Source organism: Trichocoleus sp. FACHB-591, from assembly GCF_014695845.1.
In the GTDB taxonomy this organism is placed as follows: domain Bacteria; phylum Cyanobacteriota; class Cyanobacteriia; order FACHB-46; family FACHB-46; genus Trichocoleus.
This window is the reverse complement of sequence record NZ_JACJPA010000040.1, coordinates 171,732-186,589: the sequence shown is the minus strand read 5'-3', so window position 1 is coordinate 186,589 and position 14,858 is coordinate 171,732. Positions and strand designations below refer to the sequence as shown.

Here is a 14,858-nt window from a genome sequence, read left to right as displayed (position 1 = left end):
TAGCATCTCAATCCTAGCTAGGCTCAATGACTTTGACGACGTAGGAAAGGTAAGAGCACCTCATTCACCTTTTCATACCAGTCTTCTTGCGCATAGTGTCCCACTTCCTCTAGTTTTACTAGCTCTGCATCAGGAACCGCTTTAGTAAAGTTTTCGGCCATGCTAAACGGCAACCAAGGATCGGACATGCCCCAAGCCACCAAAATAGGCCGCTCCCAGTTAGCAAAGCCTGGCTCAATTTCTGCGGTAGCTGTTGGCAGTTGTAAGTTGCGTAGCGTATATAGCAGCGATCGCCCCGCATCCGAGCTTTTGAGAAAAGGCCGCCGATACACATCCAAATCCTTGTCAGCCACCTGGTAGGGCCCACCGCCTTCCAACAATCGATCCACTAGCAAGGGATCTTGCGTCATCATGTCACCCACCAAGGGCAATCCCATTTGTTGGATCTTCCAAGGCAGCTTTGCAGTGGTAGAGAGCGGCGTATTGAAAATAGCCAAGCGCTCGATCTGGTCAGGATTTTGTAGAGCATAGCGGAGCCCTACAGCTCCCAAAAAACCTTGCACCACCAGGGAAAACCGCTCCACTTCCAGCGCTTGCACCAAGTCTGCCAAAGCTCCAACAAAAGCATCAGGCGTGTAAGCAAAATCTCGCTTATCTGGCTTAGAGGAAAAGCCAAACCCAGGCCAATCTGGTGCGATCGCCCGGAAACCTTGCTCGGCTAAAGCAGGCAACACCTGCCGCCAACTGTAACTTTGGGAAGGAAAACTGTGCAGCAGCAGCACTGGCGGCTTATCCGTTGAGTTCATCGGGTTTGCTTCTCGGCAAAACCATTTCAACGGCCCTACTTCAACCAAACGCTCCTCAACTGCCACAGCTTTTCTCCCACAAGCTCAAGTGGTCTGAGCTTACCGCTGAACGGTAGCCTAAACAAGCTGACGTTTCTTGGAGATGCGCGCTCAGCGAAACGCCTCCTAGCCTGCAAAGACTTTTGGTTTCCTCTATTTGTAAAAAAATATTAAAAATATGGCATGTAAAGCGTTTTGTAACTTTAGATACAGAAAAATTTGTTATATTGATTAAACAACCCATAAATGCTCAGATCGATTCATCTAATAGGAGAACTATTTATGTCTGCTCAAGATCAAGCTCGTGCTTTAATGATGCGCCACCACCACTTGATCAAAAATCGTCAGCAATCGATGCTGGGTCGTGCCGCGGCAGAAGTAGGGATGCCTGCTGAAGCATCAGAGTACTGGAACCATATTCAAGGCAAAGCTCATCCCTCTTTCCGAGCTTCCTACGATCGCAGTCACGCTTCCCTCAGCTAATTGACGCCAGACGGCTCTGTTTCCTGTTTATTTGGGCTTTTGTTGATTGTTTATATAAGTAGAAACACTTTGTTGAGGTCTAAGTTGATTAGCCTTCAGCTAGCCAGTTCCTATTAGAATGACTGCATCAAACTTAAAAAGGGCGCTTTCCCGGGTGGGAGAGCGCCCTTAAAACTGTCACAAATCGTGGATGTCAAGCTGAGCACACAAACACGAATTCAGGAGGGCGATCGCTTTACTCCAAAGCCCGGATCAGAATTCTGCATTTGTTAAGGCTGATCTTGGAGAGCTTTCAAGTCATGCTCTACCATCAACTCCACTAACTCTTGAAAAGAATGCTGAGGCTGCCAGCCTAATTGATTGCGGATTTTGTCGATACAGCCCATTAACTGGACAGGCTCATCAGGTCTGTAAAAGGCAGGATCAACCGAAACATAATCTTCCCAGTTCAAATTCACACAGCTAAAGGCGCATTCCACCAACTCACGCACGGAATGAGTTTCACCGCTAGCAATGATGTAGTCATCTGCTTCTTGCTGTTGCAGCATTAACCACATCGCATAAACAGCATCTTTGGCATAACACCAATCTCGTTTCGCATCAAGATTCCCTAGCTTCAGCTCATTTAGCAAGCCCAGTTTAACGAGGGCCGCTGCTCGCGTGATCTTGCGAAACACAAATTCTGCTCCCCGCCTGGGAGATTCATGCGTGTACGTAATGCCGCAGCAAGTGTAAAGATTGTACTGCTGACGATAATTCACGCTCATCCAGTGAGCATAGGCTTTGGCTACCCCATAGGGATTCCGAGGACGAAAAGCTGTGCGCTCTGTTTGTGGGGATTCATCCGGTTGCCCGAAGACTTCGCTACTAGAAGCTTGATAAAACCTAGCATCCGGTTTACAACGGCGAATGGACTCTAGAAGCCGAGAAACGCCTAGCGCCGTATACTCAGCCGTCAAGGAAGGCTGGGTCCAAGAAGTAGGAATATAGCTTTGAGACGCAAGATTATAAATTTCGTCTGGTTGCGCCTCAATAATGGCATCCATCAAGGAGCACTGGTCTAGTAAGTCTCCAGAAAGGATTTTGATGTCATCGGAAAAATGACTAATACGACTAGAATTACCAGAACTAGAACGACGGACCAAGCCGAAAACTTGATATCCCTTAGTTAAAAGTAGCTCGGCAAGATAGGAACCGTCCTGTCCTGTAATGCCAGTGATTAGTGCAGATTTAGAAGACATAAATGAGGCAACTGCTGTTTGTGCTTCAGAATACGAAGAATGGAGCTGTATTGTTAGTAGCTACTAATCTATTACACAATCTGCAAGGTGCTTAAGTTCAAAGGCGGTAATCTTCATATTCCCTTGTTAAATGAGGGCTATAGCAGGGGTCATGTTTAATGAAGCTTTGCCATTTAGCTCTGAAATAAGCTAAATCCGGTTCGCAGACTTTCTCTTCCTTCGACTCATAATGGTATAGAGCAACGTGAGGCAAATATATGTTTCTATATCCTTGCTCTACCATCTTTAAACATAAGTCTACGTCGTAATATTGATGGGTTAATTTTTCATCAAAGCCTCCAATTTGCTCATAAACTTCTCGCTTACACATGAGGCAAGCACCAGAAACAGCAGAGAAGTTATTGATGGCTTGAATTTGAAACATATAACCTGAAGCTGTTGCAGGCAGATACTTGTGGTTACAGCCTACAGCATCACGAATGCCGACAATTAAGCCAGCATGTTGAATGGTGTCATCGTCATATCGCAATAAAGCTCCAACTGCGCCAATAGATTGTCTCTGTGCCTGTTCCAGCATGGCACCAATCCAATCTGGAGTAATCACTGCTGTATTGGCATTTAGAAATAGTAAATAGCTGCCTTGAGCTTGACGAGTTCCATAGCGGCTGAGGCTAGAACTAGAACAAGGCTTAGAAAGCTGATGATGTTTAAACTTTGTTGGTTCTTTAGCTTGCCACTGAGCAAGAAGGCGATTTGTATCTTGAGAAACAGTGCGATCGCTAACAACAATTACTTCATAGTTTGGATAAGTACTTTTTGTAAAAATAGATGTTATACAGTTTTTAATAAAAGTTTGGTGCTCACTAGTTACTGGAATAATAATACTAACTAGATATTGCTCTGGTAGCTGATAACGAACGTGATAAATTCCTAAAAAGCCAGGTGCATCTAGAACTTTTCCAGGCTCTCCACGCCGCTCAATAGATTCTTCTAGGGCTTTTTGAGCTGCAATGTACGCGTAAGGTTTGACACCTTCCTCACCAGTCGCTGTAGATTCGGGATGGATTCTCCAGCAGTAAAGCACCTTGGGAATATGAAAGACTTGATTCGTTTTTTCAGTAAACCTTAGGACTAAATCATAATCTTGGCTGCCTTCATAACCCACACGGAAGCCACCGATTTGGTTGAGTAAAGAGCGCCGATAAACTCCTAAATGACAGGTATACATGCGAGATAAAAAGGAGTCTGGACACCAGTCAGGTTTAAAGGCAGGTTCTATCAGTTGGCCTTGCTCATTCAGCTTATTTTCATCTGAGTAGATCATGTCTGCTTTAGGATGCTGATTGAGCAATAGAGCTACTTCATATAAAGCATCTGGCGTTAGCAAATCATCATGATCAAGAAGGGCAACAAACTCTCCTGTGGCTATTTCTAAGGCTGAATTAGAGGAATGAGAAATGTGGCCATTTTCGCTTCTAAAGACCACTTTAATCCTGGGATCTTGAGCAGCATATTCTGCCAAAATCTCTTTTACATGAGGCTGTGTAGAGGCATCATCGGCAATGCACAATTCCCAATAAGGATAAATCTGGTCAATAACTGAGGCGATCGCCTCTCGCAAAAAAGTTTCTGGTGTGTTGAAGACGGGCATTAACACGCTAATAGTTGGCTGATACCGAAATACCTTCAGCGTCTCAGCCATCTTAGCTAGGTCAGTCTCTCGCGGGAATTTCTTATTCAGCCATTGCTGATAAGTAGGGTTAGCGCTTAGAGGTACTTCTAAAGCAGGTGGATGCGATTCAGCCAAAAGTGAGGGGCTAGCAAGCTTGAAATAAAGCTTCCTAAAAATTCTCGCTAGGACCGGATTCAACCCTTCAGTTTTGAGCAGGAAGAGTAGTCGATGAACTCGCCCTAGCACACGTTTAGAACCTAGTACAGAATTTTCTAGCATCGGTCTAACCTCTACATTTGATTTATTCCTTCGTCAGGATTTCTTGTAGCTTGGCGGTAAATGCTTCCTTAGAACCTTCTGCTTCGATCCTGCGTAAAATATTAAACCTCAGTTTCTCCCATAACTCAGCGTCGGTATATAACTGGACGCACTTTTGAGCAAACTCATTTGGGTCGTCTGCAACCAGCAACTCTATGCCATCTTGCCACCCTAGCTGAGCAGCAATCAGTGAGGTCGTGACCACTGGCAGTCCATGAGAAGCGGCCTCATAGATTTTCAAGGGAATCCCGGCAGCAAAGCGAGTGGGGACAACAAAGAGACGAGCGCGGTTGTAATAGCTCTCCAAGTTGTTCACTCGGCCCATCACCTGAATGTGGTCATTAGCTAGGTTGAAAACTTTTTCAGAGCTGTTAAACCCAACAATTTTGAACTTTAAGTCTCCGTCTAGCTGCGCTTGAATTTGTGGAAATACTTGATTGGCAAACCAAATGACTGAGTCTGCATTGGGACTGAAATCATCATGAATAGCCCCAACAAATAAAATGTCAGACCGTTGCTTAAAGGAATTTTCAGTGGGACGTAAAGCTACTGTGTGGCTCAATGTATGAACGGTAGGAAATCCACACTCAGCAAATTTCTTACTTTCCGGTTCTGAAACCGAAATAACTGAGCTAACGCCTGCGGCTAACTTGACTTCATCTTGAATTAAAGTGTCAATCTCAGCTTCAGAAACTTCTTGGCCATTCAATCGGCGATAAGCCACTTCACGTAAGGAGAAGAGCGCTTCAGCATCGTAAATAACTTTAGTACTGCTGAATAGTTCAGGATGCCCTGTGAAGATGGGTTGAAAGATTTGCATGTTGTGAGGGCGGCTAATAATGATGGCCTCATAGTAGCCAGCTCGTTGCTGCAAAAATTCTGCCAGCTTGGGCCTACCGTGCTCGGTCATCACCTCTACGACTTTAGGGATGTCCCGATAAACTGTATCCCAGTCTCCTTCATCAATCAGATCATTGAGAGGATAAAAGGTGACAGTGTAACCTAGCTCAATTAGAGATAGAAGAATTTCTCTGGCTCTGGGATAACCAGCACCTAAGAAGGCATGGGGAACTCGGTCATCAATGAAAAGGACACGGGGCTGCTTGTTAGCTGTGGTGCGAGCCAACAAGATATTAGCGGGGTCTGGTAAGTGGTGAGTTTGCAAGCGATCGCGATGATTGTTAACAAAAATCTCACGATTTTTAGCCTGTAACTGTAAAGCAGCGTCACTCGATTTTGAACTGGCAAATTCGAAGTGTAGGATTACCGCATCGGGGTTGTAAACTACACGTTTGCCTGAGCGCCACAATCGTAAACAGTAATCTGCTTCTTCGTAGTAAGCAGGCTTGTAATCTTCGTCGAAGCCGCCCATTTGCAAAAAGAGTTCTCGACTAGTGAGGAGAAATGCGCCAGAGCAATAATCTACGTCGCGCCCAAACATATACTCGGGAGCAAACGGAGAGTCGCCTCGGCCATAGCCTAAACAAGAGCCATCTTGCCAGATAATACTTCCAGCTTCTTGCAAGCTACCATCAAGCAGCAAAATCTTGCCACCTACAGCGCCGATGTCCTCTGCACTCTCAATCGTTTTAACCGCAGAGGCAATGCTGCCGGGGAGGACTTGGGCATCATTGTTCAGGAATAATATGTATTTTCCTTGAGCGACTTTAGCGGCTTGATTACTTGCTAATAAGAAGTGATGATTTTCACTATTGCGAATAATCCTGGCACCTTGAATGCGATCCAGGAGCACGCTAGTGTCATCAGAAGAAGCATTGTCAACGATGACAACTTCGAAGGAGTTATAAAAGTTTTCGGATAAAGACCGTAAGCACTGGAAAGTTAGCTCAGCTCTATTATATAAAACTAAAATAACTGTAACTAAGGGAGTTTGGCTGGTAGGAAGGTGTAGCTTTGCTCCTGATGCCAAAAAGCTCTTTAAGACATGTTTGTATGTAGTGGTTACAGTCTGTTTGTGGCGTTCTAACTCTAAAGGAACGACTGCTTTTGGTACGGATTGAGTCGTTGAACCCAAATTTAATCCCGGAAGATTCTCGATCGCGAATTTGAACTCTTCGGAGGGTTCAACCCGCAACGTTTTCTTAAGGTTCATCCAGCGATCGCGCAATTTCCAGAACTTGCTGGTTTGCATGGCCGCAATAACGGTCTGGGAGTATTCCAAGCGGCCATGAGTTTGTTGGAGCTGCGATTGTAACTGATCTAAATCAGTTTCTAGCTGTTGAATTTGGGTCTGCGATCGCTGCTTTTCTGTCTCAGCGTCTCGGATTTGAGCCTGCGATCGCACGAGTTCTACTTGAGCTTCTTGAAGCTGAACTTGGGCCTGCTCTAGTTCAGCGTAAGTGGCTTGTTGTGCTTGTAATCGGCTGAGTTCAGCCTGAGCTTCCTGGAGCTGAGCTTGGGACTGTTCCCACTGAGCATAAGTCTCGTGCAGATGTGCCTGCGATCGCTCTAACTCTGCTTGGGATTGCTCCAGCTCTGCCTGGGTTTGGCGTAGTTGTGCTTGGGACTGTTCCCACTGAGCATAAGTCTCGTGCAGATGTGCCTGCGATCGCTCTAACTCTGCTTGGGATTGCTGGAGTTGTACCTGCAATTGATCTCGCTCAGCATAGGCTTCACGCAGCTGAGCTTGCGATTTTTCCCACTCTCCATAGGTGTGGTGCATTTGAGCCTGAGATTGATCTAGCGTTGATTCCAGTTGTCGCAGGCGATGACGGAGACCTGAATCGAAGGCTTCAAGTTGTTGGACTGCCGTATCTACGTAGGCACTGATCAGCTTGACAGCAACAAATGCTTGAGCGGTGGGATACTCCAGTGAATAAATGCGGCACTCGCTGAAGCCAGCCTGAATGACTTGTTTCCAGGCATCACAGCCATACTCGGTATAGACCAAAACGCTCGATAACTCCTCAGCCCCAGCATGATAACTTGGTGGTAGTCCTTCTCTAGCTAGCGTGAGTCTATCAACAATCATAGGAACCGTGTAAGCAAGAAACTTACCTGGTTTCAAAATTCTTGAAGACTCAGATAAAGCTCTAACAGGATGCTTAATATGTTCCAATGTATCGGAATGAACAATTAAATCAAAAGAGTTAGACTCAAACGGTAGATGCATTGCATCTACTTCGGGATAGCTAGTTAAGATATGTCCTGGAATTTGAGCCAAAAAAGGCGTTAAGTTACCAGCTTCATTAATTTCCAAAATCTTAAGCTTCTGTATCTCTTCTTGAGTTACAAAATCCTTAAAAAGGCCTTCGTAGCCAAAAGACTTCATGATTGCCATGGCTAATGCCATAGAACGCAAATTGGAATGACAGCCCTCGCAGTGTAGGCCTTGCTGCCGATTCACATAGTCAGTTTCGTAACTTGAGAGCTTCCATTCATCAATCAATGACTGCCAAAGTACTGGAGTCATGACGATACGATCAGAGCCACAGCATACACATACTTGCACTGGATCTAGAAAGCCCATTGGATTTATACCTGAAAGTCTAAATTAATTGGTTTAAATACTCGAAACTTGTTCCTTTAAAAGCTCACAATGGTGAACCTGATGGGTAATTGCAAGATTAGCCACTCTAAAAACACCAAAGGTTAATTCTGTCATACCTGAGATTATGTTCAAAGGCGACTGCAACCAATCAAGCATTTCATGGTTTTCTTGACTGCCATCTGCGATCGCAGGCTCTAACACGTAGTTGCCTCCTTGAAGTTCGGGCCAAATCAAGTGAAATTCTATAATCAAAGATTCATTAGCTGATAATACAGGCACTTTATGCTCGTATTGATAAGTATTGAATCCAGTAATAGGAGTTCTTAGGCGATCATAAAGCATGATTCCAATCAAAGGATTGTCAATGTGATCATGAGCCAAAACTTTGACACTCATTTTCACTTTGTCACCTGGGTAGGCAAAACCTGTCTTTGCGTTATCACTATCTAGTAGATCAAAGCCAATAATTTCAGCTCGGCCTGTACCAAACCGTTCAACGTTTTCAAAATTCTTGTAAGGTTGTTCAGTGTAAGAATTTAATGTTTTACGAGTCAAAGTAGCTAGAGAGATTCCATCAGCTTCAATCGGTTCGCTCTTTGCTTCCTCATCATCAGTGTCTCCCTGAGTAGTACACTCATGGGCTTTTTGATACTCATTTATTTGGTCATACATCCATGCCTGATAATGCTTGCTCACATTGCAAGGTTCTCCAACCTCTACAAGCCTGCCCTTATTAATCCAAACTGCTTTAGAGCAAAGCCGAGAGATTGCACCTGTGTCATGTGAAACAAATAAAATCGTACCGCCAGAATCTTGAAAATCCTTGATTTTCGCCATACAGCGATGAATAAAAATACCATCGCCAACGGATAAAGCTTCATCAACAATTAGAATTTGTGGATCAACATTAATAGCAACTGCAAATGCAAGGCGGACAAACATGCCGCTGGAATAGGTTTTAACAGGCTGATCAATAAAATCGCCAATATCTGCAAAACTAGCGATTTCATCAAATTTATACTCAATTTCTGGATAACTCAGACCCAGGAGTCGTCCATTGAAGAAAACGTTTTGACGTCCTGTAAATTCTGGATTAAAACCACTTCCAAGCTCAAGCAACGCTGAAATTCGGCCATTGACCGCCACTTTCCCTGTGCTAGGAGTGAGAGTCCCTGCAATAATTTGTAGCAACGTACTTTTGCCTGAGCCATTTTGCCCGATGATGCCTAGGGTCTCTCCTTTAAGCACCTCTAGATTAATATCTCGTAAAGCCCAGAATTCCTCCGCCCAACTTTTCCCTGGCAGCAGAATTTCCTTCAGGCGATCTGTTGGGTGACTATATTGCTTAAAACACTTCGAGATGTCCCTGACGGAGATTGCGGTTTCACTCATTGGGGTAACTGTGATGAGATGTGGAAGTGACTTGAGCGTGAGTAGTTTTTTCTGCCAATGCTGACTCGGAAATCCTAAAGCACGTCAGCGAATGCTGAACGTAGCCTCTGGTAACACCAGAGACCTCCCAAAAAAACGACCAGAGACACCAGTGAAGCAGTGCCCCATTCCCCCCAATGATGGACTTCTCCGACTAGGACTAAATCTCGATAAACTTCGACGATCGCAGTGAAGGGATTTAGCCAAAAGATCCAAGCTCGCCATTGTTCGGGAATAGCAGAGGCTGGATAAATAATGGGGGTTACGTAAAACCAGAGATTGAGAATCACTGCTAGTGTTTGAGGGATGTCTCGCAGAAAAACGGTGAAGCCAGCAAACAGGTACCCCAACCCTGCTGTTAATAGCAGTTGAGGGATCCAAACCAGTGGTAGTAGCCATAACGTGCTATGTATCGTCTGAGAAGTTATGGCAACCATCAAGATTAAGGCCATCAGGCCCAAGGTGCTCTCCAAGAAGAGGGATAGAACTGGAACCAACGGTAACAGTGCTAGAGGAAAGACGACCTTTTTGACTAGGTTAGGTTGAGTAATCACTGACGCTGCACCTTGAGCGACCCCAGTGGAAAAGGGAATCCAAGGAAGTAGCCCTGCGAACAACCAAAGGCCAAAGGTTAAATTGTTGTCAGGTAATCCTTGTATGCTCAACTTGACCTTGAGGACAATTGAGAAGACATATGTGTAAATTAGTAGCTGAGAAATTTGGTTCAGCAAAGGCCACAAATTTCCCAGAACGGAACCTTTGTAGCGAGCTTCTAGATCTCGTTGCACCAGTGCTTTAAGCAGGTCTAGCTTGGCCCACCACTTGGGGGCAATTGGTAACCAACGAGCTAGGTTGTTAACTCGTCGAACTACTCCTTTCATTGGTCTGATCAACTTTCACGTCCTCACCCACTGCCTACACACCAAACATTGCTCAGCTCAAGGCTCTCGGTCTGTTTATGTTGCTAACTACGAAGCAATCTGCATTAGATCAAGATCGAATCCGTAATTTACTTCTTACCTATGAAGGTAGATCAAACGTCTGAGTTCCTGTCGCTGCGTGAAACACAGGGCTGGATAATTTGATCTAGGTTCTTGTAGCCTTGATCTGTGGTCCCGATAACATACCTTAAGTTAAGATTTTATTCAAATTCTGCCTTAAGTGAATCTAAAATTCTGAGGCCGAGTATGGGCTTGCTGATGCAATTACGCTAAGGCTTGCTGGAGAACCTGCTGAATGACTTGACGCTGCTCCGTGTCATAGCCCCAGCGATCTAAAAAGCTTTGGTATGGGCCTTGGCCAGCAGTGATGCTATGGATCAAGCTTTGGCCTTTGACTTGCACTGCGGGTAATTGTAGTAGCCGAATTAAGCGCTCAGTGCGCGATCGCACGCGGTCAGACTCTTGGGCAGTGGCTTCATTCTGCTGGCGGCGATGGAATACGGCCATTGCAGCAGACATCGCTAAGTTTTTGATCAGCAACTCAGCCACTATTTCTGGAGCAGAGCGCAGAGCCGTCAGAACTGCTGTATCCGGATTATCTGCTAGGGTTCCGGAATCGGTGAGATAAGTTACGAAAAAGCCACGAGCCCCTGCTTCGCTGCTGACTAAAGCTGCGATCGCCCGCTCTACTTCTGCGGCTGACAGGGTACCCTGTTCCATATGAGCTAATAGCGATTGTGTCAGGGCGATCGCTTGCTCAAACGTCATTCCTTCGGGAACTGTAAACACAGATGTCATTGTTTTGAGCGAATCTCTGAGTATGATGATACTCAACTATGGCAATTATCTCTTCTAAACAACAGCCATCGGAACCAGATCGGCGAACGGAAGGTAAGCCCCGTTCTCGTCAGGTTGCTGTTAGTAGTGGTCCCCTTTTGGCCACTGCCACGCCAGAGTCGCTGGTGCAACCTGAAGCTTGTCCTGAAGAAGCTGGCAAGCAGGAAGAACGGTTACGACCTCAGTGCCTGTCTGAGTATGTCGGGCAGAAAGATCTCAAGGAAGTTTTGGCGATCGCGATTCAAGCGGCCAAGGCTCGCGCTGAGACCTTAGATCACTTGTTGCTCTACGGGCCACCTGGCTTGGGCAAAACCACGATGTCGCTGATTTTGGCCTCGGAGATGGGAGTCACTTGCAAAATCACCAGTGCCCCCGCTTTAGAGCGTCCACGTGACATTGTAGGGCTGTTAATCAATTTGCAGCCTGGAGATATTCTATTTATAGATGAAATTCATCGCTTGCCCAGGGTGACAGAAGAGATTCTCTATCCAGCAATGGAGGACTTCCGGCTGGATGTCACGGTGGGCAAAGGCCAGAGTGCCCGAACTCGTAGCATTCCACTGCCACCTTTTACCTTAATCGGCGCTACGACACGAGTTGGTGCGTTAACCTCTCCGCTGCGCGATCGCTTCGGGCTGATTCAACGACTGCGCTTCTACGAATTGGATGAGTTGACTGAAATTGTGCGTCGAACCAGTCTGATTCTTCGCACGGATATTACTGATGAAGGAGCGGCTGAAATTGCTCGCCGTTCTCGGGGGACGCCGCGGATTGCCAATCGACTGCTGAAGCGGGTGCGTGACTATGTAGAAGTTAAGGCAGCAGGCACTGTCACTCAGGCGATCGCAGCTGAAGCTCTGGAACTTTACAACGTCGATCCTTGTGGCCTTGACTGGACCGACCGTCGCCTACTCAGTGTCATGATTGAGCACTTCAATGGTGGCCCTGTTGGGTTAGACACGATGGCTGCTGCGACTGGGGAAGACTCCCAAACTATTGAAGAAGTTTATGAGCCTTATCTGCTGCAAATTGGTTACCTAAATCGCACATCTCGGGGTCGCATCGCCACCACTGCCGCCTGGAAGCACCTGGGTTATACTCCTCCAGATAGCCAGCTTCCCTTATTATCCTGAGCCCTTTATCTCTAAGATTGCAGAAGATTTTATACAGTCACTCAAGAGCTACTTCAATGCGATTAATATTGGCTTTGCTGTGCGGGCTATGGATCGGCATCGCTACTTGGTTGGGTAGCGGGGATTTACCAACAGCTCAGGCTGCTACGTTGTCTGCATCTAGTCCCGCTGTGGAGACGCTGACGGAGGATGTGCAGGCAGAAGTCAATGATTTATTTCAGCAGGCGTTTGCTGCTACTAACGTCGGTGACTTTGCAATGGCTGAAACTTACTGGACTCAAATTCTCGATCGCCTGCCCAACAATGCCGCAGCTTGGAGTAATCGTGGCAATGCTAGGGTCAGCCAAAACAAGCTTGAAGCTGCGATCGCAGACTACAACAAATCAATGGAGTTGGCTCCAGATGCTCCAGACCCTTATTTGAATCGAGGCACGGCTTTAGAAGGGTTAGGACGCTGGGAAGACGCGATCGCAGACTACAACCACGTTTTAGAACTGGACCCCAATGATCCGGCGGCCTTTAACAATCGAGGCAATGCTGAAGCAGGGCTAGGCCAGTGGGAAATGGCGATCGCAGACTATCGCCATGCTGCTGATTTAGCACCAGATTACGCCTTTGCACGAGCTAATTATGCACTGGCAGCCTATCAAGCAGGCCAAACCGACGAAGCGATCCGCACGATGCGGAACTTGGTGCGGAAGTATCCTAAATTTGCTGACATGCGAGCAGCCCTGACTGCGGCCCTATGGGTGCAAGGCAAGCGGGGTGAAGCGGAGAGTCAGTGGGTTTCAGCAGTGGGTCTAGATTCTCGCTACAAGGACGTTCAATGGGTTACGACAGTCCGACGTTGGCCACCCACAATGGCGACGGCATTAGAAAAGTTTTTGTCTTTGAACTAAAAACCTGATTTGTCAGTTCGTCACGTTACTGTGAACCCATCAACTGGCGGATGGTGTCAGGTGTGAGTTGCTCAACCTGCTCAAAAACCGCGATCGCCCCTGCTTGTTTCAGCGTTGTAGCGTAAGCTTCTCGACGCTCTGGGGTGGTTTGGACATGAGGCGGTAAAATGCCAACTGCCAGCCAAGCGCGATCGGGTTGAATTTGCTGAGCTTTAGCGATCGTTTGCATGTCTGCAACGGTGTCCCCCACGTAAAAAACAGGGGTTGTTGCTGTAGCAGAGCCTTGGTTTTCCCAATGCTCCACGGTTTGTAATAACCCAGTGGGGTCGGGCTTTCCGGGTGCATCTTCCATTGCCACAAGTAGCGGCGACTTTAACCCCATACGGGCTTGGAGAACATAGGTTGCGGAAATTCTGGTGGCACCGCTGAAAAAGCCCCAGCCGATATTGGCTTGGCTTAACTGCTCAATGTAAGCCGCACTCATCAGCAAAGGCTCTTGGCAGATATAGCCAGTCAAATAGTTGGGGTCTGGACCACGATAGCGACCCTGAAAAAACGCCACTATTTCTTCGTAGGTACAATCCAGCTCGTTTTGCTCTTGAGTTTCAGAATAGCGACAAATTAGCTCTTGTGAAGCCTCCCAATCGTTATTCCAGATGCCTTCTGACTTGAGGGCATCCATATCCTCCGAAGAAGGGCGATAAGCCCCCTGGGTAAAGTGCTCGACGGTGTCTGCTAAAGCGCGACGGTACGAGCCACTCACGTCCCGCACGACGCCGTCAATGTCGAATACCACAACGGCAGTGAATGCTGCTTTAGATGCTTGAGTCAATGATTTACGCCTCCCGAGGTCGAGTCCCTGCAAGATATCTTGTCAGATACGGGGGACAGTAAGGTAAGATGATCGTTTGTGGAGTTACGCAAACAGTTTAAGGCTGCCTGCTGGAGGTTTGATTGTCGAAGTTTATCTTAAAGATTCTCTGGTTAGAAGAGAACGTTGCTCTTGCGGTTGATCAGGTTGTTGGTAAAGGTACCAGCCCTCTGACTTCTTACTTTTTCTGGCCTCGCAATGACGCTTGGGAACAACTCAAGAACGAACTGGAAGCCAAGCACTGGATTGCTGAAACCGATCGCGTCGAGCTACTCAACAAAGCAACAGAAGTGATTAACTACTGGCAAGAGGAAGGCAGACGCCGTCCCATGTCGGAGGCTCAATCTAAGTTTCCTGAAGTTACTTTTACAGGTAGCGCCTGATTTTTATCGGCTCCTGACTCTTTGGCGCAGCTTAAATCCGTCCAGCACCAACATGGATGGAAAGCGCCTTTTTTTGTGGAAAAAATTCCTGGAGCCGAACTGTGGTGTTTGGTCATGCATCCACAGTCAGCATTAATTGGCCTGTATTAACGTGCCAGAGCTTGATGGTCCTATCATCACCTCCAGTGGCTAATAGTTGACCCTTAGGACTAAAGGCGATCGCGAATACAGGCCACCCATGACCCCCCTGGGTATTTTGTAGAACCTTGAAAAAGTGTTCTAAGGCCACAAGC

General features: G+C 46.6%; 13 protein-coding genes. 4 read left to right on the top strand and 9 right to left on the bottom strand.

Annotation, left to right across the window (positions count from 1 at the left end; all coding sequences use genetic code 11):
* Positions 1–23 precede the first annotated feature (23 nt).
* Positions 24–872 carry an alpha/beta fold hydrolase gene (locus tag H6F90_RS06960; RefSeq protein ID WP_370587966.1) on the bottom strand — a complete coding sequence of 283 codons (849 nt, stop codon included), beginning with the start codon at positions 870–872 and terminating at the stop codon, positions 24–26.
* Positions 873–1,127: 255 nt separating this feature from the next.
* Here H6F90_RS06960 and H6F90_RS06955 point away from each other — a divergent pair, with 255 nt between their 5' ends.
* Positions 1,128–1,328, top strand: a complete 201-nt coding sequence (locus H6F90_RS06955) for a hypothetical protein (RefSeq protein ID WP_190436937.1) — start codon at positions 1,128–1,130, stop codon at positions 1,326–1,328.
* A gap of 269 nt (positions 1,329–1,597) precedes the next feature.
* Here H6F90_RS06955 and H6F90_RS06950 read toward each other — a convergent pair whose 3' ends face one another.
* The 6 genes from H6F90_RS06950 to H6F90_RS06925 all read right to left on the bottom strand — a co-directional run bounded on the left by H6F90_RS06950 (position 1,598) and on the right by H6F90_RS06925 (position 11,240).
* Positions 1,598–2,569: a GDP-mannose 4,6-dehydratase gene (locus H6F90_RS06950; protein WP_190551412.1), complete on the bottom strand. Its 972-nt coding sequence runs from the start codon at positions 2,567–2,569 to the stop codon at positions 1,598–1,600.
* 97 nt (positions 2,570–2,666) lie between these two features.
* Positions 2,667–4,520: a glycosyltransferase gene (locus H6F90_RS06945; RefSeq protein WP_190551410.1), complete on the bottom strand. Its 1,854-nt coding sequence runs from the start codon at positions 4,518–4,520 to the stop codon at positions 2,667–2,669.
* Positions 4,521–4,542: 22 nt separating this feature from the next.
* On the bottom strand, positions 4,543–7,992 hold the full coding sequence (locus H6F90_RS06940; RefSeq protein ID WP_190551408.1) for a glycosyltransferase: 3,450 nt from the start codon (positions 7,990–7,992) through the stop codon (positions 4,543–4,545).
* A gap of 90 nt (positions 7,993–8,082) precedes the next feature.
* On the bottom strand, positions 8,083–9,462 hold the full coding sequence (locus H6F90_RS06935) for an ABC transporter ATP-binding protein (RefSeq protein ID WP_190551406.1): 1,380 nt from the start codon (positions 9,460–9,462) through the stop codon (positions 8,083–8,085).
* Positions 9,463–9,536: 74 nt separating this feature from the next.
* Positions 9,537–10,382, bottom strand: a complete 846-nt coding sequence (locus H6F90_RS06930; protein WP_190551405.1) for an ABC transporter permease — start codon at positions 10,380–10,382, stop codon at positions 9,537–9,539.
* Positions 10,383–10,706: 324 nt separating this feature from the next.
* Positions 10,707–11,240 (bottom strand): hypothetical protein, encoded by a 534-nt coding sequence (locus H6F90_RS06925; RefSeq protein ID WP_190551404.1) that lies wholly within the window; start codon positions 11,238–11,240, stop codon positions 10,707–10,709.
* A 38-nt stretch (positions 11,241–11,278) separates the two neighbouring features.
* Between H6F90_RS06925 and ruvB the strand changes: the two genes are divergently transcribed.
* Together ruvB and H6F90_RS06915 are read left to right on the top strand one after the other, a co-directional pair.
* Positions 11,279–12,412, top strand: coding sequence for a Holliday junction branch migration DNA helicase RuvB (ruvB, locus tag H6F90_RS06920; protein WP_190551403.1), 1,134 nt, complete (start codon positions 11,279–11,281; stop codon positions 12,410–12,412).
* A gap of 56 nt (positions 12,413–12,468) precedes the next feature.
* On the top strand, positions 12,469–13,311 hold the full coding sequence (locus H6F90_RS06915) for a tetratricopeptide repeat protein (RefSeq protein WP_190551402.1): 843 nt from the start codon (positions 12,469–12,471) through the stop codon (positions 13,309–13,311).
* Between the two features lie 25 nt (positions 13,312–13,336).
* Here the strand turns inward: H6F90_RS06915 and H6F90_RS06910 are convergent, their stop codons facing one another.
* On the bottom strand, positions 13,337–14,143 hold the full coding sequence (locus H6F90_RS06910) for a TIGR01548 family HAD-type hydrolase (RefSeq protein WP_190551401.1): 807 nt from the start codon (positions 14,141–14,143) through the stop codon (positions 13,337–13,339).
* Between the two features lie 122 nt (positions 14,144–14,265).
* Between H6F90_RS06910 and H6F90_RS06905 the strand changes: the two genes are divergently transcribed.
* The gene (locus tag H6F90_RS06905; RefSeq protein ID WP_190436966.1) at positions 14,266–14,565 is read left to right on the top strand and encodes a 30S ribosomal protein PSRP-3; all 300 of its coding nucleotides are present in this window, start codon (positions 14,266–14,268) and stop codon (positions 14,563–14,565) included.
* A 112-nt stretch (positions 14,566–14,677) separates the two neighbouring features.
* On the opposite strand, the gene H6F90_RS06900 is transcribed toward H6F90_RS06905, so the two are convergent.
* Entirely contained in the window at positions 14,678–14,854 is a 177-nt protein-coding gene (locus tag H6F90_RS06900; RefSeq protein WP_370587965.1) for a WD40 repeat domain-containing protein, read from the bottom strand.
* Between the last annotated feature and the right edge of the window lie 4 nt (positions 14,855–14,858).